Origin of the sequence: Mesorhizobium kowhaii (assembly GCF_003253745.1) — a bacterium.
Lineage (GTDB): Bacteria > Pseudomonadota > Alphaproteobacteria > Rhizobiales > Rhizobiaceae > Mesorhizobium > Mesorhizobium kowhaii.
In genome coordinates, this window is record NZ_MZXV01000080.1 from 41,065 (window position 1) to 65,848 (window position 24,784).

The 24,784-nt window shown below is 63.1% G+C and carries 17 protein-coding genes; 11 read left to right on the forward strand and 6 right to left on the reverse strand.

What is annotated here, in order from left to right; translation table 11 throughout:
* The first annotated feature begins 122 nt into the window (after positions 1–122).
* The 6 genes from B5V02_RS35695 to B5V02_RS35725 all read left to right on the forward strand — a co-directional run bounded on the left by B5V02_RS35695 (position 123) and on the right by B5V02_RS35725 (position 7,208).
* Positions 123–1,568, forward strand: coding sequence for a homospermidine synthase (locus tag B5V02_RS35695; protein ID WP_111548660.1), 1,446 nt, complete (start codon positions 123–125; stop codon positions 1,566–1,568).
* Positions 1,569–1,653: 85 nt separating this feature from the next.
* Positions 1,654–2,031 carry an outer membrane lipoprotein Omp10 gene (gene omp10, locus B5V02_RS35700; protein WP_111548661.1) on the forward strand — a complete coding sequence of 126 codons (378 nt, stop codon included), beginning with the start codon at positions 1,654–1,656 and terminating at the stop codon, positions 2,029–2,031.
* Between the two features lie 188 nt (positions 2,032–2,219).
* Complete coding sequence (locus B5V02_RS35705) at positions 2,220–4,295, forward strand: bifunctional metallophosphatase/5'-nucleotidase (protein WP_111548662.1); 2,076 nt, start codon at positions 2,220–2,222, stop codon at positions 4,293–4,295.
* Between the two features lie 137 nt (positions 4,296–4,432).
* The gene (gene hemH / locus B5V02_RS35710; protein WP_111548663.1) at positions 4,433–5,497 is read left to right on the forward strand and encodes a ferrochelatase; all 1,065 of its coding nucleotides are present in this window, start codon (positions 4,433–4,435) and stop codon (positions 5,495–5,497) included.
* 282 nt (positions 5,498–5,779) lie between these two features.
* Positions 5,780–6,730, forward strand: a complete 951-nt coding sequence (locus tag B5V02_RS35720; protein WP_111548665.1) for an SPFH domain-containing protein — start codon at positions 5,780–5,782, stop codon at positions 6,728–6,730.
* A gap of 13 nt (positions 6,731–6,743) precedes the next feature.
* Positions 6,744–7,208: an NfeD family protein gene (locus tag B5V02_RS35725; RefSeq protein WP_111548666.1), complete on the forward strand. Its 465-nt coding sequence runs from the start codon at positions 6,744–6,746 to the stop codon at positions 7,206–7,208.
* Positions 7,209–7,253: 45 nt separating this feature from the next.
* On the opposite strand, the gene B5V02_RS35730 is transcribed toward B5V02_RS35725, so the two are convergent.
* Together B5V02_RS35730 and B5V02_RS35735 are read right to left on the reverse strand one after the other, a co-directional pair.
* Entirely contained in the window at positions 7,254–7,862 is a 609-nt protein-coding gene (locus tag B5V02_RS35730; RefSeq protein WP_146606214.1) for a hypothetical protein, read from the reverse strand.
* Positions 7,863–8,032: 170 nt separating this feature from the next.
* A complete protein-coding gene (locus tag B5V02_RS35735; protein ID WP_111548668.1) occupies positions 8,033–9,034 on the reverse strand; it encodes a KpsF/GutQ family sugar-phosphate isomerase in 1,002 nt (333 codons plus the stop codon).
* Between the two features lie 239 nt (positions 9,035–9,273).
* Between B5V02_RS35735 and B5V02_RS35740 the strand changes: the two genes are divergently transcribed.
* Positions 9,274–11,076 carry an outer membrane beta-barrel protein gene (locus B5V02_RS35740; protein ID WP_167458804.1) on the forward strand — a complete coding sequence of 601 codons (1,803 nt, stop codon included), beginning with the start codon at positions 9,274–9,276 and terminating at the stop codon, positions 11,074–11,076.
* A 154-nt stretch (positions 11,077–11,230) separates the two neighbouring features.
* On the opposite strand, the gene galU is transcribed toward B5V02_RS35740, so the two are convergent.
* Complete coding sequence (gene galU / locus B5V02_RS35745; protein ID WP_111548670.1) at positions 11,231–12,136, reverse strand: UTP--glucose-1-phosphate uridylyltransferase GalU; 906 nt, start codon at positions 12,134–12,136, stop codon at positions 11,231–11,233.
* A gap of 212 nt (positions 12,137–12,348) precedes the next feature.
* On the opposite strand from galU, the gene B5V02_RS35750 reads away from it, so the two are divergent.
* Both B5V02_RS35750 and B5V02_RS35755 read left to right on the forward strand, forming a co-directional pair.
* Positions 12,349–13,572, forward strand: a complete 1,224-nt coding sequence (locus tag B5V02_RS35750; protein ID WP_111548942.1) for a lytic murein transglycosylase — start codon at positions 12,349–12,351, stop codon at positions 13,570–13,572.
* Positions 13,573–13,699: 127 nt separating this feature from the next.
* On the forward strand, positions 13,700–14,920 hold the full coding sequence (locus B5V02_RS35755; protein WP_111548671.1) for an SGNH/GDSL hydrolase family protein: 1,221 nt from the start codon (positions 13,700–13,702) through the stop codon (positions 14,918–14,920).
* Positions 14,921–14,942: 22 nt separating this feature from the next.
* Here the strand turns inward: B5V02_RS35755 and B5V02_RS35760 are convergent, their stop codons facing one another.
* Complete coding sequence (locus B5V02_RS35760) at positions 14,943–16,397, reverse strand: glutamate synthase subunit beta (RefSeq protein ID WP_111548672.1); 1,455 nt, start codon at positions 16,395–16,397, stop codon at positions 14,943–14,945.
* Between the two features lie 137 nt (positions 16,398–16,534).
* Positions 16,535–21,280 carry a glutamate synthase large subunit gene (gene gltB, locus B5V02_RS35765; protein ID WP_111548673.1) on the reverse strand — a complete coding sequence of 1,582 codons (4,746 nt, stop codon included), beginning with the start codon at positions 21,278–21,280 and terminating at the stop codon, positions 16,535–16,537.
* A 471-nt stretch (positions 21,281–21,751) separates the two neighbouring features.
* On the opposite strand from gltB, the gene B5V02_RS35770 reads away from it, so the two are divergent.
* Positions 21,752–22,804: a threonine aldolase family protein gene (locus tag B5V02_RS35770; RefSeq protein WP_111548674.1), complete on the forward strand. Its 1,053-nt coding sequence runs from the start codon at positions 21,752–21,754 to the stop codon at positions 22,802–22,804.
* A 65-nt stretch (positions 22,805–22,869) separates the two neighbouring features.
* Here the strand turns inward: B5V02_RS35770 and B5V02_RS35775 are convergent, their stop codons facing one another.
* Entirely contained in the window at positions 22,870–23,337 is a 468-nt protein-coding gene (locus tag B5V02_RS35775) for an Hsp20 family protein (protein ID WP_111548943.1), read from the reverse strand.
* Between the two features lie 469 nt (positions 23,338–23,806).
* Between B5V02_RS35775 and B5V02_RS35780 the strand changes: the two genes are divergently transcribed.
* Positions 23,807–24,784, forward strand: a complete 978-nt coding sequence (locus B5V02_RS35780; protein ID WP_111548944.1) for an alpha/beta fold hydrolase — start codon at positions 23,807–23,809, stop codon at positions 24,782–24,784.

The window sequence follows — 24,784 nt, forward strand, 5'->3', positions numbered from 1 at the left end:
GTTGGCGCTTTTCGCTGGTTTGTGACAATGATCTGTGATGTAGCGCATGGCCGCCGGGCAAAAATGCCCGGTTTTGTGTGTGTTTTCCCAGTTTCCTGGGTTTTGAAGGAGTGCTCGAAAAAATGGCGACCGAAAACTGGCCCGTTTACGGCGAGATCACCGGCCCTGTCGTGATGATCGGCTTCGGCTCGATCGGCCGGGGAACGCTGCCGCTGATCGAACGCCATTTCAAGTTCGACAAGTCGCGCATGACGGTCATCGACCCGCGCGACACCGATCGCAAGCTGCTCGACGAGCGCGGCATCGCCTTCGTCCAGGAAGCGGTGACCGAGAAGAACTACAAGAAGCTTTTGACGCCGCTTCTGACCGGTGGCGGCGGCCAGGGCTTTTGCATCAACCTGTCGGTCGATACCGGCTCGGTGGATCTGATGCGGCTGTGCCGCAAGCTCGGCGTGCTGTACATCGACACTGTCATCGAACCATGGCTTGGGTTCTATTTCGATGCCAAGGCCGACAATGCCAGCCGCACCAACTATGCGCTGCGCGAAGCGATGATCAAGGAAAAGCACGACAAGCCCGGCGGCGCGACGGCGGTCTCCACCTGCGGCGCCAATCCCGGCATGGTCTCGTGGTTCGTCAAGCAAGCGCTGGTCAACCTCGCCACCGATCTCGGCCTCGAGTTTTCGGAGCCCACGCAGGACGACCGCGAGGGCTGGGCCAAGCTGATGAAGAAGGCCGGGGTCAAGGGCATCCACATTGCCGAGCGCGACACCCAGCGCACCAAGAAGCCGAAGCCGATGGATGTATTCTGGAACACCTGGTCGGTCGAAGGTTTTGTTTCGGAAGGTATGCAGCCGGCCGAGCTCGGCTGGGGCACGCATGAGAAATGGATGCCGAAGAACGCCAGGAAGCACAAGCATGGCTCGAAGGCCGCCATCTACCTGGAGCAGCCCGGCGCCAACACGCGTGTGCGCTCATGGTGCCCGACGCCCGGACCGCAATACGGCTTCCTGGTGACGCACAACGAGGCGATCTCGATCGCCGATTTCTTCACCGTGCGCTCCAAGAAGGGCAAGGTGCATTACCGCCCGACCTGCCACTATGCCTACCATCCCTGCAACGACGCCGTACTGTCGATGCACGAGATCTTCGGCGCCGCCGGCAAGGCACAGGCGGCTTATCACGTGCTCGACGAGAACGAGCTGGTTGACGGCGTCGACGAGCTTGGCGTTCTGCTCTACGGCCACGACAAGAACGCCTACTGGTACGGCTCGCATCTGTCGCTGGCCGACGCGCGCAAGCTGGCGCCCTATCAGAACGCCACTGGCATGCAGGTCACATCGGCGGTTCTCGCCGGCATGGTCTGGGCTCTGGAAAACCCCGAGGCCGGCATCGTCGAGGCCGACGAGATGGACTACAGGCGCTGCCTCGAAGTGCAGTCCCAATATCTGGGACCGGTCAAGGGCCACTACACCGACTGGACGCCCCTCGACAATCGGCCCGGCCTGTTCGCGGAAGACCTCGACCGCAGCGATCCGTGGCAATTCCGCAACATCCTCGTCCGATAGCGGCCTGCTCGGGATACTCCATTGCCTTGCAATCGCCTGGAAATCGGGCGATTGAAGGGGTGCGGACTGAGGAGAGGATTTTCATATGACTATTGCGCGCAAAGTTCTTTCGATGAGTGTGGCGGGTGCCATTGCGACGATGCTTGCTGCCTGTGCGACCAGCGGCCCCGACGAACCGCCGATGGCGGCTTCGCCGAAAGGCGTCGAAGGCTCCTGGATCGATGCCAAGGGCACCGGCCTTTCGACCTTCGCCAGCGGCACCTTCACGACCGTCGCCACCGACACCGGCCAGAAGCTTGCCGATGGCAGCTACACCATGACCGGCGCCACGTCGGTGCAGATCAATGGCACGTCGCTGATCCGCCAGACCGCGGTCAGCTTCAACTGCCTGATGGTGTCGACAAGCCAGCTCAACTGCACCAGCTCCAGCGGGCAGAACTTCGTGCTGACACGGCGCACCTGAACCGGCGATCATTCGCTTCCCCAGGGACGGCGGCCAATGGCCGCCGTCCTTTTTTATGCCGGCAAAAGTCCCCGGATTTCCGCTTGCGTCATCTGGAGCGCGATGGGAACATGGCCAAAACGCCGACTGTTATGTTCCAGTCAAGCAAGAGCGCTAAACGCCTCTGATCAGCTTTCCGGGAGACGAAGATGAAGAAACTTGCTGCCATTGCCGCCCTCTCTGCCTCCACGCTCGGTCTGTCAGCCGGCGCATCCTTTGCCGACTACACTCTGAACATCCTGCACATCAACGACTGGCACAGCCGCATCGAAGGCAACAACAAATATGAATCGACCTGCTCGGCCGACGAGGAGACCAAGGGCGAGTGCATCGGCGGCGCGGGCCGGCTGATCACCGCGATTGCCCAGGAACGCAAGAAGCTGGAAGGCCAGAACGTGCTGCTGCTCAGCGCCGGCGACAACTTCCAGGGATCGCTGTTCTACACGACCTACAAAGGCAAGGTCGAAGGCGAATTCCTCAACGAGATGAAGTTCGACGCCATGGCGCTCGGCAACCATGAATTCGACGATGGCGAGACGGCGTTGGCGCCGTTCCTCGACATGATCAAGTTCCCGGTGCTCGGCGCCAATGTGAAGGCCAACGCGCAATCCAAACTCGGCGATCGCGTCAAGCCGTCGATCGTCGTCGAGGTCGGCGGCCAGAAGATCGGCATCATCGGCGCGGTGACCAACGACACGCCCGAACTCGCTTCCCCCGGCCCCAACATCACCATTGAGGACGACGTCAAGTCGATCACCGCCGAGGTCGAGAAGCTGAAAGGCGAAGGCGTCAACAAGATCATCGCCGTGACCCATATCGGCTACAGGCGCGAGCGCGACGTCATTGCCAAGATCCCGGGCATCGATGTGGTTGTCGGCGGTCACAGCCATTCGCTGCTGTCGAACACCGACCCGAAGGCGGAAGGCCCCTATCCGACGATGGTCGACAATCCTGACGGCTACAAGGTGCCGGTCGTGCAGGCGGCGTCCTATTCCAAATATCTTGGCGAGTTCAAGGTGGTGTTCGACGACAATGGCGTTGTCAAATCGGCCAGCGGCGACCCGATCTATCTCGACAAGTCGATCACCCCCGACCCGGCCGTGCTCGCCCGCATCAAGGAGCTTGGCGCGCCGATCGAGGCTTTGAAGAACAAGGAGGTGGCCGAGACCACCGACGTGATCGACGGCAGCCGCGAGAACTGCCGCACCCGTGAATGCGCGATGGGCAACCTCGTCTCCGACGCCATCCTCGACCGCGTCAAGGGACAGGGCGTCGAAATCGTCATCTCCAATGGCGGCGGCCTGCGAGCCTCGATCGACAAAGGCACCGTCACTATGGGCGAGGTGCTGACCGTGCTGCCGTTCCAGAACACGCTGGCCACCTTCCAGATTTCCGGCAAGGACCTGGTGGCCGGCCTCGAGAACGGCCTCAGCCAGATCGAGGACGGCGCCGGCCGCTTCCCGCAGGTCGCCGGCCTGAAATATTCCTTCGACAAGTCGGCTGCGCCCAATGCCGGCCGCGTCAAGTCGGTCGAAGTGATGGAAGGCGGCGCCTGGACGCCGATCAATCCGGACAAGGACTATCTCGTCGCCACCAACAACTATGTCCGCCAGGGCGGCGACGGCTACAAGATCTTCGCCGACAAGGCCAAGAACGCCTATGACTACGGTCCGGGCCTCGAACAGGTGGTTGCCGACTATCTCGGCGCGCACCGACCCTACACACCGAAGCTCGACGGCCGCATCACGGAGATCGCCGCGACCGTCGCTGCGGCGCCGGCAGCCCCCGCAGCTGAGCCAGCCAAGCCTGCCGAACCGGCAAAGCCCGCCGCGGCCACCCCTGCACCGGTGGCGGAGCCTGCGGAGGCGGCGCCGGCAATGCCTGAATTGCCGGCCAACTCGGGCGATATCGCCAACACGCCGCCGGCCATATCGACAGAGACAGCACCAGCCCCGCCCGCGCCGCCTGCCGCGCCGGCCGAGCCTGCAAAGCCGGCCGAAGCTGCGTCTGCCCCAGCAGCACCTGCCCCCGCCGAACCGGCAAAGCCTGCCGAGGCCGCGCCGGCCGAAAGCAGCCATGTCATCGTTGCCGGAGACACCTATTGGGACCTGGCAAAGAAGGCCTATGGCGACGCGACCAAATGGAAACTGATCTATGAGGCCAACAAGGGCCAAAGGCCTCACCGGCTTGCGCTTGGCGCAACCCTGACCATCCCGGCAAAGTAACGTCGCTTCGCCCCTTTCAACGACGCGCCCGCCCGGGAAACCGGGCGGGCTTTTCGTTCTTTGCTAAGGTGCGGCCAGACGCGGCATTGAAAACTGGCGTGGCATCGCTAGTTTCGCGCCGTGTCCGGAGACCAGGTATGACGCTTTCCACCCCTGCCGATCCCAAAGCCGCGAAGGCCGGCGGCTTGTTGCCCGCCGGGCATCCGCCGGTCAAGGCTGGCAAGATCGGCGTCATGCTGGTCAATCTCGGCACGCCGGACGGCACCGATTTCAAGCCAATGTGGCGCTATCTCCGGGAATTCCTGTCCGATCCGCGCGTCATCGAGCTCAACAGGGCGATCTGGTATCCGATCCTCTATGGGCTGGTGCTCACCAGGCGGCCGAAGACGTCGGGCGCGAACTACGCCCGGATATGGAACCGGGAGAGGAACGAGTCGCCGTTGCGCACCTACACCCGCGCCCAGGGCGAAAAGCTGGCCGAGGCGCTGCGCGACCTGCCCGATGTCGTCGTCGACTGGGCGATGCGCTACGGCAATCCTTCAACCGCGAGCGTCGCCCAGGGGCTGGTCGAAAAGGGCTGCGACCGCATTCTTTCGTTCCCTCTCTATCCGCAATATTCGGCGACGACGACGGCCACCGCCAACGACCAGCTGTTTCGCGCCTTGATGACAATGCGGGCAGCACCCGCCATCCGCAGCGTGCCGCCTTACTATGCCGAGCCCGTTTACATCGAAGCGCTCGCCCGTTCGATCGAGCGGCATCTGGCGACGCTGGATTTCGAGCCGGAAGTGGTCATCACCTCCTATCACGGCATCCCGAAACCCTATTCCGACAAGGGCGATCCCTACCAGGCACATTGCCTCGAGACGACGCGGCTACTGCGCGAAAAGCTCGGCTGGAGCGAGAACAGGCTGATCATCACCTTCCAGTCGCGCTTCGGCGCGCAGGAATGGCTGCAGCCCTACACCGACAAGACCGTGGAGAAACTGGGCAGGGACGGCGTCACGTCGATCGCCATCGTCAATCCCGGCTTTTCGGTCGACTGCATCGAGACGCTGGACGAGATCGGTCGCGAGGCGGCCGAGACCTTTCACCATGCTGGCGGCAAGAACTTCGCCCACATTCCTTGCCTCAACGACAGCGCCGAGGGCATGGCGGTGATCGAGGCAATGGTGCGGCGCGAACTGTCCGGCTGGGTCTGAGACCGGAACAACACAAGCTCCGGGGCGTTGAGCAGCACTTCCGGAGTCATGGTTATGGCGGTAACGGCTTCGCCTTCTCGCAGATCGCTTCCGAGATTGTGTCGGCTTCGATCAATGGGCTGGACGACACGGATGCAAGGCTGTTTGCCTTCAACCGCTGATCGCAAACCCACAAACAATCCCTCGTCACCTGATTGTAACGCATCTGAAACAGACTTAAGTCTTTGGTGAAGCCGGCCGCGCGAGAATGGCTTTCGCGGCCTGCGTCTGAGGGAGAGCCAAATGGATTTCAGTGGTTTCGGCATTGCAATTGGTGCGCTTGCCCTTCTGGTATTGGTGCTTCTGATCAAAGGCATCAGGACAATCCCGCAAGGTTACAATTATACGGTGGAACGTTTTGGCCGTTACACCAAGACACTGAGCCCAGGCCTCAATCTCATCACGCCTTTCGTCGACCGCATCGGCGCCAAGATGAACATGATGGAGCAGGTGCTCGACGTTCCGAGCCAGGAAATCATCACCCGCGACAACGCCATCGTCGGCGTCGACGGCATCGCCTTCTATCAGATCCTCAATGCGGCACAGGCCGCCTACCAGGTTGCCGGCCTGCAGAACGCCATCCTCAACCTGACGATGACCAACATCCGTACCGTCATGGGCTCGATGGACCTCGACGAGCTGTTGTCGAACCGCGACGCCATCAATGAGCGCCTGCTGCGCGTCGTCGACGAAGCGGCGCATCCGTGGGGCATCAAGATTACCCGCGTCGAGATCAAGGACATCAACCCGCCGGCCAACCTCATCGAATCGATGGGCCGGCAGATGACGGCCGAGCGCAACAAGCGCGCGCAGATTCTCGCCGCCGAAGGCCTCAAGCAGTCGCAGATCCTCGAGGCCGAGGGCCGCAAGGAAGCCGCCTTCCGCGACGCCGAGGCGCGCGAACGCTCGGCTGAAGCCGAAGCCCGCGCCACGCAGGTGGTGTCGGAAGCGATCTCCAAGGGCGATGTGCAAGCGCTGAACTACTTCGTGGCGCTGAAATACACCGAAGCGCTTGGCAAGATCGGCACGGCCACCAACAGCAAGATCGTGCTGATGCCGATGGAAGCCTCGTCGCTGATCGGCACGCTTGGCGGTATCGGCGAAATCGCCAAGGAAGTCTTCCGCAGCGAAGGCACGGCCGGTGCCGCCCGGCAAGCCGCCCGCCCGCCCGTGGTTCGCCCGAGCGAGAACTGAGGGACACACTCCCATGTTGGACCGCATCATTTCCGAACTCGGCCCGTGGAACTGGATGGTTCTGGGCTTCGTCCTTCTGGTGATGGAAATCATCGCGCCGGGCATCTTCATGCTGTGGATCGGCATCGCCGCCCTGATCATCGGCGCCGTGTCGCTGCTGATCTGGGATGCCGGTTTCTGGTCCTGGCAGGTCCAGGTCCTCGCCTTCCTGGCACTGTCGCTGGTCTCGGCCTATGTCGGCAAGAAACTGGTCGGTGGTCGCAATGACCCGACCGACCAGCCGCTGCTCAACCGGCGCGGCGCGCAGATGGTCGGCAAGATGGCAACGCTAGCCGAACCGATCCGGGACGGGCGTGGACGCATCAAGCTGGGCGATACGCTTTGGCGTGTCTCCGGCCCGGACCTGCCGGCCGGCACGCAAGTGCGGGTGACGGCTGCGGCCGACACGGATCTGGAACTGACCGTGGAGCGGGTCTGATATCGAAGCATCGGTTTTGGGAAATCCGAGCGTGGCTGGAAAATGTCATCCAGTCGCGATTGTGGCCGCTTCGTTCCTCGCTTTTGTCAGGACGGCATCGTCCCGCGCAACTGCAAACCTGTCACAATACGCATCGAGGTGGTTCTGGCCCCTTTCCGCCTCTCCGATGGCGATGAGGACCAAGCCCCACGCAAGGTCCGTTTGCACATAATTTTCCAACGAAAAGCGTCGAGACTCCATCTTCGATCGTCGTTCGAAACTATCAGCAACGTCGTTTAGCGCAGTGATTCCGGACCAGTCTTGTCGTGCCGCATCGAGCACCTTCAAGGCGGCGTGTGCAACTCGATTGTCGAGATCATTGCTGTAAAACGAGCACCAGCTAGGGATCCGGCCTGATAAGTCAATGGGGTCGATGCAGAGATCAAAGTTTGCCGACTTCGCTGTCCTTTTCCACCGTAAGCTTCCGCCTCTGAAAATTGGAACAAAGTCGACTGAGAGGCCCCAGCAGGCAGAGAAGGTCATCCCTTTCATCGCCTGAAATTTCAGCAGATAACGGATATGATCTGTCGAGCTTCCAACCCAGGACAGATCGCCCACTCGTTGAAAATCAGGCGCCAAGCTGCCTTCCAATGCTCCAGCGACGATGTCGCCCAACACTTTTCCACGTTGGGGCGGACGACTGAAGTCCGGCCGCCGACGAAACCTTTCGATTAGGCTGGAGAACATCTGACCTCTTCAACGGCAATCGTGAGCTAAGGCTTTGCAAGCAATCATTGCCGATCGCAATAGGCTGTATCAAGTCGTCCAGAGCGGCTTGAGTTAGACTAGGCCGCGCCGATGCGCAGCAGGTCGTGCAGGTGGATCAATCCGACCGGCCGTCTGCCTTCCACCACCATCAGACTGGTGATGGCTGAATCGTTGATCGTCTGCAGCGCCGTCGCCACCAACGTGTCCGGCGTTGCCGTCTTCGGCCGTTTTGTCATTACCTGATCCACCGTCATCGCCAGCAGATTGCTGCCGATGTGGCGGCGGATGTCACCATCGGTGATGATGCCGACCAGCGCGCCGTCGGCGTCGGTGATCGCCACGCAACCAAATCCCTTGCGCGACAGTTCCAGGATAGCATCCTGCATGCCGGTGCCCGTGACCACCAGTGGCAGCCTGTCGCCGACATGCATGATCTCGCGGATCTGCGTCAGGTTGGCGCCAAGCTGGCCGCCCGGGTGAAAGGTGCGGAAATGGTCTGGCGTGAAGCCGCGCGCTTCAAGCAGGGCGATCGCCAGCGCATCGCCGACGACCAGTTGCAGCAGCGTCGAGGTCGTCGGCGCCAGGCCGTGCGGGCAGGCCTCCGCTGCGCGCGGCAGCAGCAGCACGACGTCTGCTGCCCGCGCCAGCGCCGAGGTCTCTCCGGCGGTGATGGCGATAAGCGGAATGGAGAAGCGTCTGGAATAGGCGACAATGCCCATCAATTCCCTGCTCTCGCCCGACCATGACATGGCGATGATGGCATCGTCCCTGGCAATCATACCGAGATCGCCGTGATTGGCTTCGGCGGGATGGACAAAAAAGGCCGGCGTGCCGGTCGAGGCCAGCGTCGCCGCGATCTTCGAACCGATATGGCCGCTTTTGCCGACGCCGGTGACGATCAGCCGGCCCTCGATCTTGGAGATCATCTCGACGGCCTGGGCGAAAGGCCCGGCCAGCCCGTTCTCGAGCGCCTCGGCAAGGGCTGCGACACCAGCCTGCTCCGTTGCCACCGTTCTCAGCGCCGAAGCGATCGACGCTTGCCTGTCCAAAGGCTTCTTATCCAGGGATCCCGCATGCATGGCTGATGCGATTAGCGCGTTGCCGCCCGCCTGTCCAACAGAAATGGCCCCACGCTTGTCACCGGTGGTTCGAGACAACGACAAGCATGCAAACAAAACGCTTAACGCACGCCGCATGAAACCCTTTGCAAATCGGCGCTTGAGGCCGCTGACGGGCGGCCACCTCAACCCTCCGTTAACCATCCCCGTTTACGGTTCGGTAAGTATGGCGCGCGTGCGCCGCGCAAGCAGTGGTGACGATGTCCGGGGGCCAGCCAGAAAAATCAAGAGGACGAAAGGGCAAGGCTGCCTGCGCCTTGCTGCTGGCGACCAGCATGCTTGCCTTGCTGCGCCCGACGGCGCTCCATGCCCAGGAAACGGAGCTGCGCGGCGAGGTCTCCGAAACGGCGATCCTGACCGACCAGCAGCGCAAGGCGAGACAGCTGGCTCTGGCAGCCCAAGGCCAGCAGGCGCCGACCAGCGCCGCGCAAGACAATGCACCGGCACGAACCTACCTGCCGGCCAGCGCCGGCGCGGTGCCTGACGACACGGACACCGACGCCGCGACAGGCAGCGTGTTCGATCCGCCTTCTGCCACCGACGATACCTCCGCCGACACTCCGGCACCGCCAAAGCCTCGTCGCCGACCATCGACTGCCCGCCAAAATGCGGCGGATCAGGCCAAGGACAAGGCGGCCGACAAGTCGAAGAAGAAAAAGTCGACTTCCACCACGGGCGCCACCGCGACTACGGGCGCCGCGACCACGGACACCACTGCGTCTACCACGGATGACGCCGACACCACCGAAGCGGATCAGGAGGCGGCCAACCGCCGCGCCGTCACCATCGACAGCGTCGACCGGCAGAAGCTCGACCCGGGCGCCGAACGCACCGCCTCCATCGAAGGCCAGGACAAGAAGGCCGACGACGATCCGTTTGCTGCCACCGGCGTCAAATGGGGCTCTTTCGTCATTCGGCCGACGATCGAACAGGGCCTGACCGCCACCTCGAACGGCGATGCGAGCAGTGCCGGCACGTCGGCGCTGCTGTCGGAGACGGCGCTGCGCTTTTCCGCCATCTCCGACTGGCGCGAGAACTCGGCGACGATCGACGGCTATGGCCTTTTTCGCGAGACCGTATCGGGCTATTCGGTTCACAATGAGCAGGGCCGCATCGAAGGCCAGCTCAACGTCGACCTCGACAACGAGCTGCGCGCCATCGCCAAGCTCGGCTACGAGGCCGTGCCGGAATCGGCCTCCTCGCCGGACGCCATTGCGGGCGTCAACACGCAGCCGCTGCGGCAGACCGTCGACGGCAGCCTCGGCATCGAGAAGGAAGCCGGCAAGATGCACTATGCGTTGACCGGCGCGGTCACGCACGACTTCTTTGGCGACGCCGAGCTCTCGGACGGCACCTCATTGTCGCAGAAGGATCGCGACTCCACGCTCTACACGGCGACCTTGCGCACCGGCTACGAGATTTCTCCCGCACTCACCCCCTTCACCGAAATCGAGGTCGGCCGCCGGACCTATGATCAACGCATCGACAATGAAGGCTTCGAGCGCTCCTCGACGCGGCTCGGCGCACGCGCCGGCCTTGAGCTCGACATGGGCGAGAAGCTGGCGGGCGAGTTCTCCGCCGGCTGGCTGAGGGAGGCGATCGACGACAACAGCCTGGAGGCGATCTCAGGTGCGACAGTCAACGCCGACCTCAAATGGTCGCCGGAACGCGGCACCACGATCGGCCTGACCGGCCAGACCACCGTCGAGCCCACCACCACCGCCGACCAAAGCGGCGATATCCTTTATTCAGGCCGCTTGACGGGCGAGCGGCAGATCCGCGCCAACCTCACCGGAAATGCGGCTCTTGGCCTGGACTGGCGCGACTATATCGGCGTCGACGGCCATGACATGACCTTGAGCGCCGAGGCCGGCCTGACCTGGTGGCTGAACCGCTATGCCGGCCTGACCACCCGGGTGAGGACCGAGAAGCTGACCAGCAACCTGCCGGGCCGCGACTACACCGCCAACAGCATCTTCCTCGGCGTGAAGGTGCAGCGCTAAGGCCTGCACGCCAAGGATAGGTTGAGATTCAGATCAGGCCGCGCCGAGAGCGATGGATTTCGAGAACCGGAGCGGAGCGTACGTTTGGGTAGGTGAGCAGGGAAGCGCAGGAAACCGTCGCTCGCAGGCCGGCACCTGAATGTCGACATAGCCTCTAGAAGGCGGAGCTGCGGCGCTCTGACGGCTTCAGCTCGTCGAGAAGCGTGCGGATGACGCCGGCCATGTTCTCGTTCATGTCGCTGCGCCACAGCGCGAAGGCGACATTGGCCTCGACGAACCCTTCCGGCGATCCGCAATCGAAGGTACGGCCCTGATAGTGGTAGCCATAGAAGGGCTGCTGCTTTTCCAGCTTCAGCATCGCGTCGGTGAGCTGGATCTCGTTGCCGGCGCCCTTTTCCTGGCCTTCGAGGATCTTGAAGATCTCGGGCTGCAGGATATAGCGGCCGTTGATGTAGAGATTGGATGGCGCCGTGCCGGTCTTCGGCTTTTCCACCATCTCGGTGATGCGGAAACCATGATGCGTGTCCTCGCCGCGGCCGACGATGCCATATTTGTGGGCTTCGGCCGGGTCGCATTCCTGCACCGCGATGATGTTGTTGCCGGTTTCCTGGTAAAGCTCGACCATCTCCTTCATGCAGCTCTTTTCCGACTGCATGATCATGTCGGGCAACAAAAGGGCGAAGGGTTCGTCGCCGACCAGTTCGCGCGCGCACCAGACGGCATGGCCGAGCCCCATCGGCACCTGCTGACGGGTGAAGCTGGTCTGCCCCGGCGCCGGCTGCAGGCGCTGCAGGCGGGCGAGCTGGTCGTCCTTGCCGCGTTGGGCCAGCGTGTCATAGAGCTCGAACTGGACGTCGAAATGGTCCTCGATGACGGCCTTGTTGCGGCCGGTGACGAAGATGAAATGCTCGATGCCGGCCTCGCGCGCCTCATCCACCACATACTGGATGACTGGCCGGTCGACAACGGTCAGCATTTCCTTGGGGATGGCCTTGGTGGCCGGGAGAAACCGTGTGCCGAGACCGGCGACCGGGAAGACTGCCTTGCGAACTCTCTTCATGCTGTCAATTATCCGTTTGATGGCCTGCTCCGCAATCCCCCTTTTCAAGACATTTTCACGCCGGAATTGAGGATTACTGGACGAGTGAGGGGGGAACGTTCACCGGTAAAGCTTTGAGGCGTCTTTTCGTTCCCAGCGGCACCTATGGTAAACTAATTCCTAACCTGGTTCGGCGATGAATGGTCTTTCCTGACACAGAGAAGGAGGAAAAGATGTCCGTTCGCAGTGCCGCAAAACGTTTTACCAGCGTCATCGCGGCAGCCAGCCTCTCGCTCGCCCTGCTGATGCCTGCCGGCCCCGCTTTCGCCGATGCCGGTTTCCGGCAGTGGGTCGCCGGCTTCCGCGCCACCGCCGTGCAGAGCGGCGTTTCCGGTGCCCTCTACGACCAGGCCTTCAGGGACATCAAGAATATCGACCCGGTGGTGCTGGAAAAGGCACGTACGCAGCCTGAATTCACCGCACCTGCCTGGGACTATTTCGACAACCGCGTCCATGACCAGTCTGTCGCCGTCGGCCAGCAGATGGCCAAGAAATGGAAGCCGTGGCTGGACAGGATCGAGGCGAGGTTCGGCGTCGACCGCTACATTCTGCTCGCCATCTGGTCGATGGAATCGAGCTATGGCGAGATCCTCAAGCGCGACGACATCATGCGCAATGTCGTGCGCTCGCTGGCGACCCTGGCCTATGCCGATCCGAAACGGGCGAAATTCGCCCGTACCCAGCTGATCGCCGCACTGAAGATTCTGCAGACCGGCGACATCGACGAAAGCCATCTGAGTGGATCCTGGGCCGGCGCCATGGGCCACACCCAGTTCATCCCGACCAGCTATCTGCACTATGCCGTCGACATGGACGGCAACGGCAAGCGCGACATCTGGAATTCGATCCCCGATGCGCTGGCCACCGCCGCCAATTTGTTGAAGAAGAATGGCTGGCAGGCCGGCAAGACCTGGGGCTATGAGGTCACTCTGCCTGCCGGCAAACTTCCCGGCGGCTCGAAGACGCTGTCGCAATGGCAGGCGCTCGGCGTCGTCAGGGCCAACGGCAAGCCGTTCAAGAACGGCGGCGACAAGGCGACGCTGAAAGTGCCGGATGGCCGCGGCGGGCCAGCTTTCCTGATGATCAAGAATTTCTCGGTCATCAAGGCCTACAACAATGCCGACAAATATGCGCTTGCCGTCGGTCTTCTTGCCGACGAAATCGCCGGTTCCAGCGGTCTCGTGCAGGACTGGAAGCGGCCTTTCACCAAGCTCACCTTCGAGGAAAGGCAGGAGCTGCAGAAACGGCTTTCCCAGCACGGCCTCTACGACGGCAAATTCGATGGCAAGATCGGCGACGGCTCGAAGACCGCCATCATGGCCTTCCAGGCCAAGGCCGGATTGACCCAGGACGGCTATCCGAGCATGGAAGTGCTGAAGTGGCTCCGGCAGAAATAGAGCCACCTGCGGTGCCGCGCGGCCTTTCGGACGCGCAAAGGACACTGTAGCAATCTGTTTGGTGCAATGACCTTTGAAAAGTCGACGCGACTTTTCAAAGCAGTGTGCCACGGGATGGAGGAAACGATTGGCTTCGGCTGCGCGCATCGCAGGGCTTGTTCGTCGCATGCCGGTTCTGATTCTGGCCGTCGTCGTGCTCGCCGTCGGCGTGGCTGGCGCCTTCCATGCGCCGGCCATGGCGCAGGAGCAACAATACCGCTGGTCGTTGCGCGACCTTTTGTTCCCACGCCGCAGCGAGCGGATCGAGCCGCCGCTGAACATCCAGAAGGCGAAGCCAAAGCCGCGCAAACCCCGCGTCCCGCGTGCGCCGGCCGAGCCGCAAATGCCGATCGCCGAGAAAGTCCCTGATGCCCGCACCGTCCTGGTGGTCGGCGATTTCATGGCGTCCGGGCTCGCCGAAGGCCTAGACACCGCCTTTGCCGAAAACACCGGCATCAGGATCGTGGCTCGCAGCAATGGCTCGTCCGGCTTCGTGCGCGATGATTTCTACAACTGGCCCGAACAAATCAAGACGCTGATCGAGACCGAGAAACCAGCCGCCGTGGTCGTCATGCTGGGTTCCAACGACCGTCAGCAGATGAAGGTGGGGGATGTGCGCGAGCAGCCCCGGTCCGAGAACTGGACCAAGGAATATGAGCGCCGCACCGATGCACTCGGCAAGGCCATCGCCGACGCCAAGGTGCCCTTCCTGTGGGTTGGCATGCCGGCCTTTCGGGTGCCGAAGATGACCTCCGACATGCTCGCCTTCAACGACATCTACCATCAGGCCGCCGAAAGCCATGGCGGCGAATTCGTCGACGTCTGGGACGGCTTTGTCGACGAGAACGGCGCCTTCGTCACCAGCGGTCCCGACATGAACGGTCAGCCGGTGCGGCTGCGTGCCGATGACGGCATCAACGTGTCGAAGGCCGGCAAGCGCAAACTCGCCTTCTATACCGAAAAGCCGCTGATGAAGATCCTAGGCCTCGCCGCGCCCGGAGGCGTGGCTCCGGCGACCGCGCCGGCGGGCGCGCCCGTCGAGGCGCCGGGGCCGGCTGCCGCGCCCATCGTCATCGACCGCACCGCGCCGATGCTGCTCAGCGATCCGGCGCTCGATGGCGGTTCCGAACTTCTGGGCGCAGCACCGCCGGCAAAGGCCAATCCGGATCTGCCCGGCGAAAAACTGGTGGTCGAGGGCAAGGCACCGAATGCCTCGCCCGGTCGCGCTGACGATTTCTCCTGGCCACCCCGGACGCAGCCTGCTGCGGCGGCAGCCGCACCCGACACGACAACAGCGATCAACCCTTAGGTATCGCAGAGCGCTCTGAGGCTCAGCTGGGCAGTACGGTCGACCCCATCAACGCCTCGTCGATCGAACGCGCTGCCTGGCGGCCCTCGCGGATCGCCCAGACGACCAGCGACTGGCCGCGACGCACGTCGCCCGCCGCATAGAGCCTGTCGACGCTGGTCCTGTAGTCGCGGTCATTGGCTTCGACATTCCTGGAACGGCGGCTGTCGGTGACGATCTTCATCTGGCCGTCCAATTCCTTAACCAGGCCGGCGGTCGTCGGGCCGGCAAAGCCGATGGCGATGAAAGCGAGATCGGCGCGGATGACGAATTCGGTGCCGAGGATCGGCTTGCGCTTCTCGTCGACCTCGCAGCACTTGACGCCGGTCAGCTGGCCTTCCTCGCCGATGAATTCGAGTGTCGCCACCTGGAATTCACGCTCCGCCCCTTCGGCCTGCGAGGACGAGGTGCGCATCTTGGTCGCCCAGTAGGGCCAGACCGAAAGCTTGTCTTCCTTCTCCGGCGGCTGCGGGCGGATGTCGAGCTGGGTGACGCGCACCGCACCCTGGCGGAAGGCAGTACCGACGCAGTCGGACGCGGTATCGCCGCCGCCGACGACGACGACATGCTGGCCGCCGGCGATGATCGGATGCGACGGCCAGGCGACCGACTGGATCGGCTCGCCGCCGACGCGTCTGTTCTGCTGCACCAGATAGGGCATCGCATCATGCACGCCGCCGAGATCGTCGCCGGGAATGCCGGCCGCGCGCGGCGTTTCGGAACCGCCGCAATAGAGCACGGCATCATGTTCGGCGAGCAGCTCGCTGACCTTCTTGTCGACACCGACATTGACGCCGCAATGGAAGGTCACGCCCTCGCCCTGCATCTGCTCGATGCGCCGGTCGATATAGTGCTTCTCGATCTTGAAGTCGGGAATGCCGTAGCGCATCAGCCCGCCCGGCCGGCTTTCGCGCTCATAGACATGGACGTCGTGGCCGGCGCGGCCAAGCTGCTGGGCAGCCGCCATGCCGGCCGGGCCGGAGCCGATGACGGCGACGCGCTTGCCGGTCTTCTTCTCCGGCGGATAGGGCCTGATATGGCCGGTCTCATAGGCCTTGTCGGCGATCGCCTGCTCGACCGTCTTGATGGCGACGGGAATGTCCTCGAGGTTCAGCGTGCAGGCTTCCTCGCAGGGCGCGGGGCAGATGCGGCCGGTGAACTCCGGGAAGTTGTTGGTCGAATGCAGGTTGCGGATCGCGTTGTCCCAGTCGCCATTGTAGACGAGGTCGTTCCAGTCCGGGATCTGGTTGTGGATCGGGCAGCCCGTCGGCCCATGGCAGAACGGAATGCCGCAATCCATGCAGCGCGCGGCCTGTTTCTCGACCTCCTTGTCCGACATCGGCAGCGTGAATTCGCGGAAATGCCGGATGCGGTCGGAGGCCGGCTGGTACTTGTGCACCTGCCGGTCGATTTCGAGAAAGCCTGTTACCTTGCCCATAGTCCAGTTCCTGCTGTCCAGATGGTGCGGTTTTCGCCGCACCCGTTAACCTCTTGAGGCAGCCATGGCAACCTTGCCTTCGAGGTCAAACTGTCGATGAAAGTGGCCGGGAAACCTGAGCCTCCCGGCAACGCAGTCTATTCCGCCGCCACGCCCATGCGCATGCGTTCCATCTCGATCAGTGCGCGGCGGTATTCGACCGGCATGATCTTGCGGAATTTCGGCCGGAAAGTCGTCCAGTCGTCGAGGATTTCGCGGCCACGCACCGAACCGGTGTAGTGCACATGGTTGGAGATCAGCTGGTAGAGCCGCTCCTCGTCATGGCTGGTCATGTCGCCTGACACGTCGACGCGACCCTTGTGGTCGAGATCGCCGCCATGGTGCAGCAGCCTTTCCATCAGGTCGTCTTCTTCCGGAACCGGTTCCAGCTCGACCATCGCCATGTTGCAGCGCTCGGCGAAATCGCCCGCCTCGTCCAGCACATAGGCGACGCCGCCCGACATGCCGGCGGCGAAGTTGCGGCCGGTTTTACCGATGACGACGACGATGCCGCCGGTCATGTATTCGCAGCCATGGTCGCCGACGCCCTCGACAACGGCGGCAACACCCGAATTGCGCACGGCGAAGCGTTCGCCGGCGACGCCGGCGAAATAGGCCTCGCCCTCGGTCGCGCCATAAAGCACCGTGTTGCCGACGATGATGGACTCCGCCGCAACGATCTTGGCCTCTTCCGGTGGCCGGATGACGATACGCCCGCCCGACAGGCCCTTGCCGACATAGTCGTTGCCGGCGCCGACAAGCTCGAACGAGATACCGCGCGCCAGGAAGGCGCCGAAGGACTGGCCGGCGGTGCCGGTCAGCTTTACCGAGATCGTGTCCTCGCGCAGGCCCTTGTGCTTGAAGCGCTTGGCCACTTCGCCCGACAGCATGGCGCCGGCCGACCGATCGACATTGCGGATGTCGACCTCGATCTTGACCGGCTGCTTGCTTTCGAGCGCCGGCTTGGCCAGTTCGATCAGCTTGCGGTCGAGCACGTCGTCGATCGGATGCTTCTGGCGTTCGGTCCAGTGCACCGCTTCATGCGGCGCATCGGGCTTGAAGAACATCTTCGAGAAATCGAGCCCGCGCGCCTTCCAGTGCACGATCAGGTCGCGCTTTTCCAGAAGGTCGGTGTCGCCGATGATCTGGTCGATATGGGTGTAGCCCATTTCGGCGAGCAGCTCCCTCACCTCTTCCGCCACGTAGAAGAAGAAGTTGATGACATGCTCGGGCGTGCCCTTGAAGCGCTTGCGCAGCACCGGGTCCTGCGTCGCCACGCCGACCGGGCAGGTGTTGAGATGGCACTTGCGCATCATGATGCAGCCGGCCGCGATCAGCGGCGCGGTCGAGAAGCCGAACTCGTCGGCGCCGAGCAGCGCGCCGACGATGACGTCGCGGCCGGTGCGCAGACCGCCATCGACCTGCAGCGCCACGCGCGAACGCAGACCGTTCAGCACCAGCGTCTGGTGCGTCTCGGCAAGGCCCATTTCCCATGGGCTGCCGGCATGCTTGAGCGAAGTCAGCGGCGAGGCACCGGTGCCGCCATCATAGCCAGAGATGGTGATGTGGTCGGCGCGCGCCTTGGCGACGCCCGCCGCAACCGTGCCGACACCGACTTCCGACACCAGCTTGACCGACACGTCGGCCGCCGGGTTGACGTTCTTCAGATCGTAGATCAGCTGCGCCAGATCCTCGATCGAATAGATGTCGTGGTGCGGCGGCGGCGAGATCAGGCCGACACCCGGCGTCGAATGCCTGACCTTGGCGATGGTCGCGTCGACCTTGTGGCCAGGCAACTGTCCGCCCTCGCCGGGCTTGGCACCTTGCGCCACCTTGATCTGCATCATGTCGGAATTGACGAGATATTCGGCCGTCACGCCGAAACGGCCCGAGGCGATCTGCTTGATCGCCGAGCGTTCGGGGTTCTTGCCGCCACCGGGCAGCGGCAGATAGCGGTCGGCCTCTTCGCCGCCCTCGCCGGTGTTCGACTTGCCGCCGATGGCGTTCATGGCGCGCGCCAGCGTGGTGTGCGCCTCACGCGAGATCGAGCCGAAAGACATCGCCCCGGTCGAGAACCGCTTGACGATGTCGGCCGCCGACATGACGTCGTCGAGCGCAACCTTGTTGCGGCCGGTTTCTTCCGCCAGCTTGATCCTGAACAGGCCGCGAATGGTCTGGGCGCGGGCCGTCTCGCTGTCGATCTGGGCGGAATAGTCCTTGAACGTCTCCCACGAGCCCTGGCGCACGGCGTGCTGCAAGGTTGCGACCGCGTCCGGCGACCACATATGCGCCTCGCCGCGCATGCGGAACATGTATTCGCCGCCGACTTCGAGGCTGCTGCGCAGCACCGGATCGTTGCCGAAACCATCATTGTGGCGGCTGAGCGTCTCGGTTGCGATCTCGTCCAGCCCGACGCCTTCGATCAGCGTCGCGGTGCCGGTGAAATACTGCTGCACGAAATCGGTCTTCAGCCCGATGGCGTCGAAAATCTGCGCGCCGCAATAGGACTGGTAGGTCGAGATGCCCATCTTGGACATCACCTTCAGGATGCCCTTGCCGATCGACTTGATGTAGCGCGTGACGACTTCGTAGGCGTCCACCTCTTTCGGCAGTTCGCCGCGCTTGTGCATGTCGAGCAGCGTGTCGAAGGCGAGGTACGGGTTGATCGCCTCGGCGCCATAGCCGGCAAGGCAGCAGAAATGATGCACTTCGCGCGGCTCGCCGGATTCGACGACGAGGCCGACCGAGGTGCGCAACCCCTTGCGGATCAGGTGGTGATGCACCGCAGCTGTCGCCAGCAGCGCCGGGATAGCGATGCGGTCCGGCCCGACCTGGCGGTCGGACAGGATGATGATGTTGTAGCCGCCGGCGACCGCCGCCTCCGCCCGCTCGCACAAGCGGTCTATGGCGCCCTGCATGCCCGCGGCCCCTTCATTCGAGCCGTAGGTGATGTCGATCGTCTTGGTGTCGAAGCGGTCCTCGGTGTGGCCGATGGAGCGGATCTTCTCCAGATCGCCATTGGTCAGGATCGGCTGGCGCACCTCGAGCCGCTTGCGGCGCGAATTGCCGACCAGGTCGAAGATGTTCGGCCGCGGCCCGATGAAGGACACCAGGCTCATCACCAGTTCCTCGCGGATCGGGTCGATCGGCGGGTTGGTGACCTGGGCGAAGTTCTGCTTGAAATAGGTGTAGAGCAGCTTCGACTTGTCCGACATCGCCGAGATCGGCGTATCGGTGCCCATCGAGCCCACGGCTTCCTGGCCTGTCGTCGCCATCGGCGACATCAACAGCTTGGTGTCTTCCTGGGTGTAGCCGAACGCCTGCTGGCGATCGAGCAGGCTGACATCCTTGCGCAGCGCGCGCGGCTCGACCGGCTTCAGGTCTTCGAGGATGAGCTGCGTGTTGGCGAGCCAGGTCTTGTAGGGATGCTTGGTCGCGATCTCCGACTTGAGCTCCTCGTCGGAGACAATCCGCCCCTTTTCCAGGTCGATCAGCAGCATGCGGCCGGGCTGCAGCCGCCACTTCTTGACAATCTTCTCTTCCGGCACCGGCAGCACGCCGGCTTCCGAGGCCATGATGACGCGGTCATCGTCGGTGACGATGTAGCGCGCCGGGCGCAATCCGTTGCGGTCGAGCGTGGCGCCGATCTGGCGGCCATCGGTGAAGACGACCGCCGCCGGTCCGTCCCACGGCTCCATCAGCGCAGCATGGTATTCGTAGAAGGCCTTGCGGTCGGCATCCATGAGCTTGTTGCCGGCCCACGCTTCCGGGATCAGCATCATCATGGCGTGGCTGAGGCTGTACCCGCCCTGGAACAGAAACTCGAGCGCATTGTCGAAACATGCGGTGTCGGACTGGCCGTCATAGGAAATCGGCCACAGCTTCGAGATGTTGTTGCCGAACAGTTCGGAATCGACGGACGCCTGTCGCGCCGCCATCCAGTTGTTGTTGCCGCGCACGGTGTTGATCTCGCCATTGTGGGCGACCATGCGGTAGGGATGCGCCAGCTTCCACGACGGGAAGGTGTTGGTCGAGAAGCGCTGGTGGACAAGGATCAGCGCGGTTTCGAAGCGCGGATCGATCAGGTCCTTGTAATAGGCACCGACCTGATAGGCCAGGAACATGCCCTTGTAGACGATGGTGCGCGCCGACAGAGACACGCAGTAGGAGCCGATGTCCTTGTTGTCGTTCTCGGCGTAGATGCGGCCCGATATGACCTTGCGCAGCAGATAGAGCCTGGCCTCGTACTCCTCGTCGTCGGGAATGTCGGCTGTGCGGCCGATGAAGACCTGCCGATGGAACGGCTCGGACGCCACGATGTCGGGCGCCTTCGACAGCGACGAATTGTCGACGGGCACATCACGGAAACCGATGAGCGGAAGCCCCTCGGACTGCGCCGATTCGGCGATGATGTCCTCGATATGGGCGCGCAAGGCGGCGTCCTGCGGCATGAACCAGTGTCCGACGCCGTACTGACCCGCCGGCGGCAGTTCGATGCCCTGGGCTGCCATCTCCTCGCGGAAGAAACGGTCTGGAAGCTGCACCAGCACGCCGGCGCCATCGCCGACCAGCGGATCGGCGCCGACGGCGCCGCGATGCGTCAGGTTTTCGAGCACGGCAAGGCCGTCCTTGACGATCTGATGCGACTTCACGCCCTTCATGTTGACGATGAAGCCGACGCCGCAGGCATCATGCTCGTTGCGCGGATCGTAGAGGCCTTGGGCGGAAAAGCCTGTTCGGCCAATATTGGATCGGCTAGTATTGGTTCGGAGCGCGGTTTTGACGGTTGCCGCTTTCGTCTGCGCGGCCTGGCCGTTCGTCGCAGAGTGCGTCATGTCCGTCATCTCCTGTCCTCCATTCCCAGCCCTTCGGGCGCTGGTTTGCCCCGGCAAGCGCCTGGCTCACCCTGATCCTTGCGGCACGTCTTGCGAAATCCTTGCCGAACCAGGCGGCTTTCCGCATGGTTCGTATTCGTACAGGCCAGAGTCTGGCTGTCCAACCTGTCGCTCGCAGCAACAGCCGGAGAGGCCCAAATGATACGCCAATCCAGCTCGTTTTGTGCGACAAAATAAGACAGCACTACTGTCCTAAATTTTTATGACAGAAATCCGGGACACACACAAGACCGATTCACAAAAAACTTGGGCCGTCGGCGACATAAAATTACGTGAAGTTGAGGAAAAACGTAAGCTTCAGTCGCCAGCCGCTGCTTTACCAGATTGACTGGCTTTAATGGTTTTCCGGCGTCTGGCCCTTGCGGTCGGCACGCGAAATCGGTCAGCTTCAGGCCGATTTCCCCAAACACAGGCAGGTGCATGTTCTTCGCTTCCGACAATTGGGCAGGCGCCCATCCCGACATCTCGGCCAATCTGTCCCGGCACGCCGCGGGCATCGCGACCGCCTATGGCGACGGCGAGCTCGACCGCGCCGTCTATCGGCGCTTCAGCGAGATCTTCGAGCGGGAGGTCGCGGTGTTCTTCGTCGCGACCGGCACGGCGGCCAACGCGCTCTCCATGGCGGCATGCAATCGTATCGGCGGCGTCGCCTTCTGCCATTCCGAAGCGCATATGAACGTCGATGAATTCGGCGCGGCGGGCTTCTACACCGGCGGAGCGCGCATGTCGCCGGTTCCTGGACCATTGGGGCGCATCAGTCCGCGGGCTCTCGACCGGGCCATCATGCGCTATTCGCAAGACCTCGCCCCCGCCGGCCAGCCGATGGCGGTGACGATCACCCAGGCGACCGAGGTCGGCACGGTCTACACCGTCGATGATATCAAGGCCGTCTCCGAGGTCGCTCGCCGCCATGGCTTGCCTCTGCACATGGACGGCGCGCGCTTCGCCAACGCGATTGCCGCGACCGACATATCGCCTGCTGAAATGACCTGGAAGAGCGGCGTCGACATCATCTCCTTCGGCGGCACCAAGAACGGCTGCTGGATGGCCGACGCGGTTGTGGTCCTGAACCTCGACGTGGCGCGTGACCTGCGCCTGCTGCGCCAGCGCGCCGGGCAGACCTTCTCCAAGGCGCGCTTCATCTCGGCTCAGTTCGAAGCCTATCTCACCGACGACCTGTGGCTGAGGATGGCGCGCCAGGCCAACGCCATGGCCGCGCGGCTGGCCGAGACGATCGAAGACGCGCCGACAGGCAGGCTGGCCTGGTTGCCGCAGGCCAATGAGGTTTTCGCGGTCCTCGACCGCACCAATGCCGAAAAGCTGCAGGCGGCCGACGCCAAATTCTACGAATGGGGCGTACCTCAGGGCTTCGACGGCCACCTCGGCGACAACGAAGCGATCTACCGTTTCGTCGCCAGCTTTGCGACGACGGCCGAAGATGTTGACCGCTTTGGCCAGCTGATCGCAGGATAATCGATATCCCGGACTACAAAAAGGCGGCGCCTTTCAGCGCCGCCTTTGCCTTGGGAGGCTATTGGTTAGTTGGCGGTCTTGGCCTCGATCTGCTTGGCCTTGGCCGGAGCCGAGCTGATCGCGATTTTGCGTGGCTTCAACTCCTCGGGAATGTTGCGCTTGAGGTCGACGAAGAGCAGGCCGTTCTTCAGCGCGGCGCCAACGACTTCAACGTGGTCGGCAAGCTGGAAGCGGCGCTCGAAAGCCCTCGAGGCGATGCCGCGATAGAGCAGTTCGGAACCTTCGCCGGTGCCCTCGTCCTTGCGCTCACCTTTCACGGTCAGCACATTGCGGTGGGCTTCGATCGAGATTTCCTCGTCGGAGAAGCCGGCAACCGCCATCGAGATCCGATAGGAATCCTCGCCGGTGCGCTCGATGTTGTAGGGCGGATAGGTCTGCGCGCCATCCGGCTGCGCAAGCGAATCGAGCATGGTGAAGAGACGGTCGAAGCCGACGGTCGAACGGTAGAGCGGGGAAAAATCAACGTGACGCATGAGGTGTTCTCCTGTTGAGCAACATGGTTTGCGTATGGCCGGTGCGAAACCCTTGAGCGGCGTTTCGGCTGGACCAGCGGCCCCGACATTGGCGACCGCATTCGACATTTGGGGAGCGCTCGAATGCATTTCAAGATTTCGCATGCTGGCAAAAAGGCCGTGCGGCTGGTCGTTGATGAACGGCAGATGAACCGGCGCTTCGGCGCGCGTTCAGACAGCCGGCGCTAGGGTGAGCCCAAGATCAAGGATTAGCGGCGCCGGGTGCCGCAACGAGGCCGAACCGGGTGTAACGTCCCTTCCTCCCGGATCGACAGAGGCCGGAAGCACGCTTTCAAGCGGCTTCCGGCCTTCCCCGTTGCGGGGCCTCCATCGCCCGGAATTCCTTTGCTTTTGGCGCATGGGCGTCTATCACCTTAGCCGAGCCAGCCAGCACGGGCAGGCACGCCAGACGCCGAGCACGAAGCCCCGAATGACGGATCTTTTCCCCGACATCCCCCTTTTTCACGAAATCGAGGGCAACCCACGACCGGAAAACGCCACCGGCGGCTTCTTCACCACCCGCGACCGCAAGAAGATCCGCTACGGCCTGTTCGGCGCGGTCGCGCGCCCGCTGAAAGGCACCGTGGTCGTGCTCACCGGCCGCAACGAGTGCATCGAGAAATATTTCGAAACCATCCGCAATCTTGCCGACCGTGGCTTTGGCGTCGCCACCCTCGACTGGCGCGGCCAGGGCGATTCCTCCCGTCTGATCCGCGATCGCCAGCGCGGCTATGTCCGCAGCTTCCGTGACTATACCGCTGATCTGGAGCAGTTCTTCGAGGAGATCGTGCTGCCCGACTGCCGCGGCCCATATTACATCCTGGCCCATTCCGCGGGTGCGGTGATCACGCTGCTTGCCGCGCCGTCGATGGTGAACCGCGTGCGGCGCATGGTGCTGATCGCGCCGTTCCTCACGGTGCCCGATCTGCCGGTCTCGATAAGAACGGTTCGCCGCGTCTGTTCGCTGTTCTGCGCTCTCGGCCTTGGCCGGCTCTATGCCGCCTGGGGCCCACGGCCGAAGGTGACGGCCCCTTTCGAGACCAACAAGCTGACGTCCGACCCGGAGCGCTATCGCCGTAACACACGGATTTACGAAGAGTACCCGCAACTGGCGCTTGGCGGCCCGACGATCCGCTGGCTGCAGGCAGCCGCCAAAGCATCCGAAGCCGTCAGCGACCCCGACTTCATGGCTCGGATCCAGGTCCCGCTGCTGATAATCGCAGCCGGCGCCGACCAGGTCGTCTCGACCAAGGCCGTGGAAGCCTATGCCAGGCGGCTGCGGCTCGGTTCGCTGCTGATGATCGACGGCGCGCGCCACGAAATCCTGCAGGAAGCCGACATCTACCGCGAACAATTGCTCGCCGCCTTCGACGCCTTCATTCCCGGCAGCGACGACCCCACGGCCTGA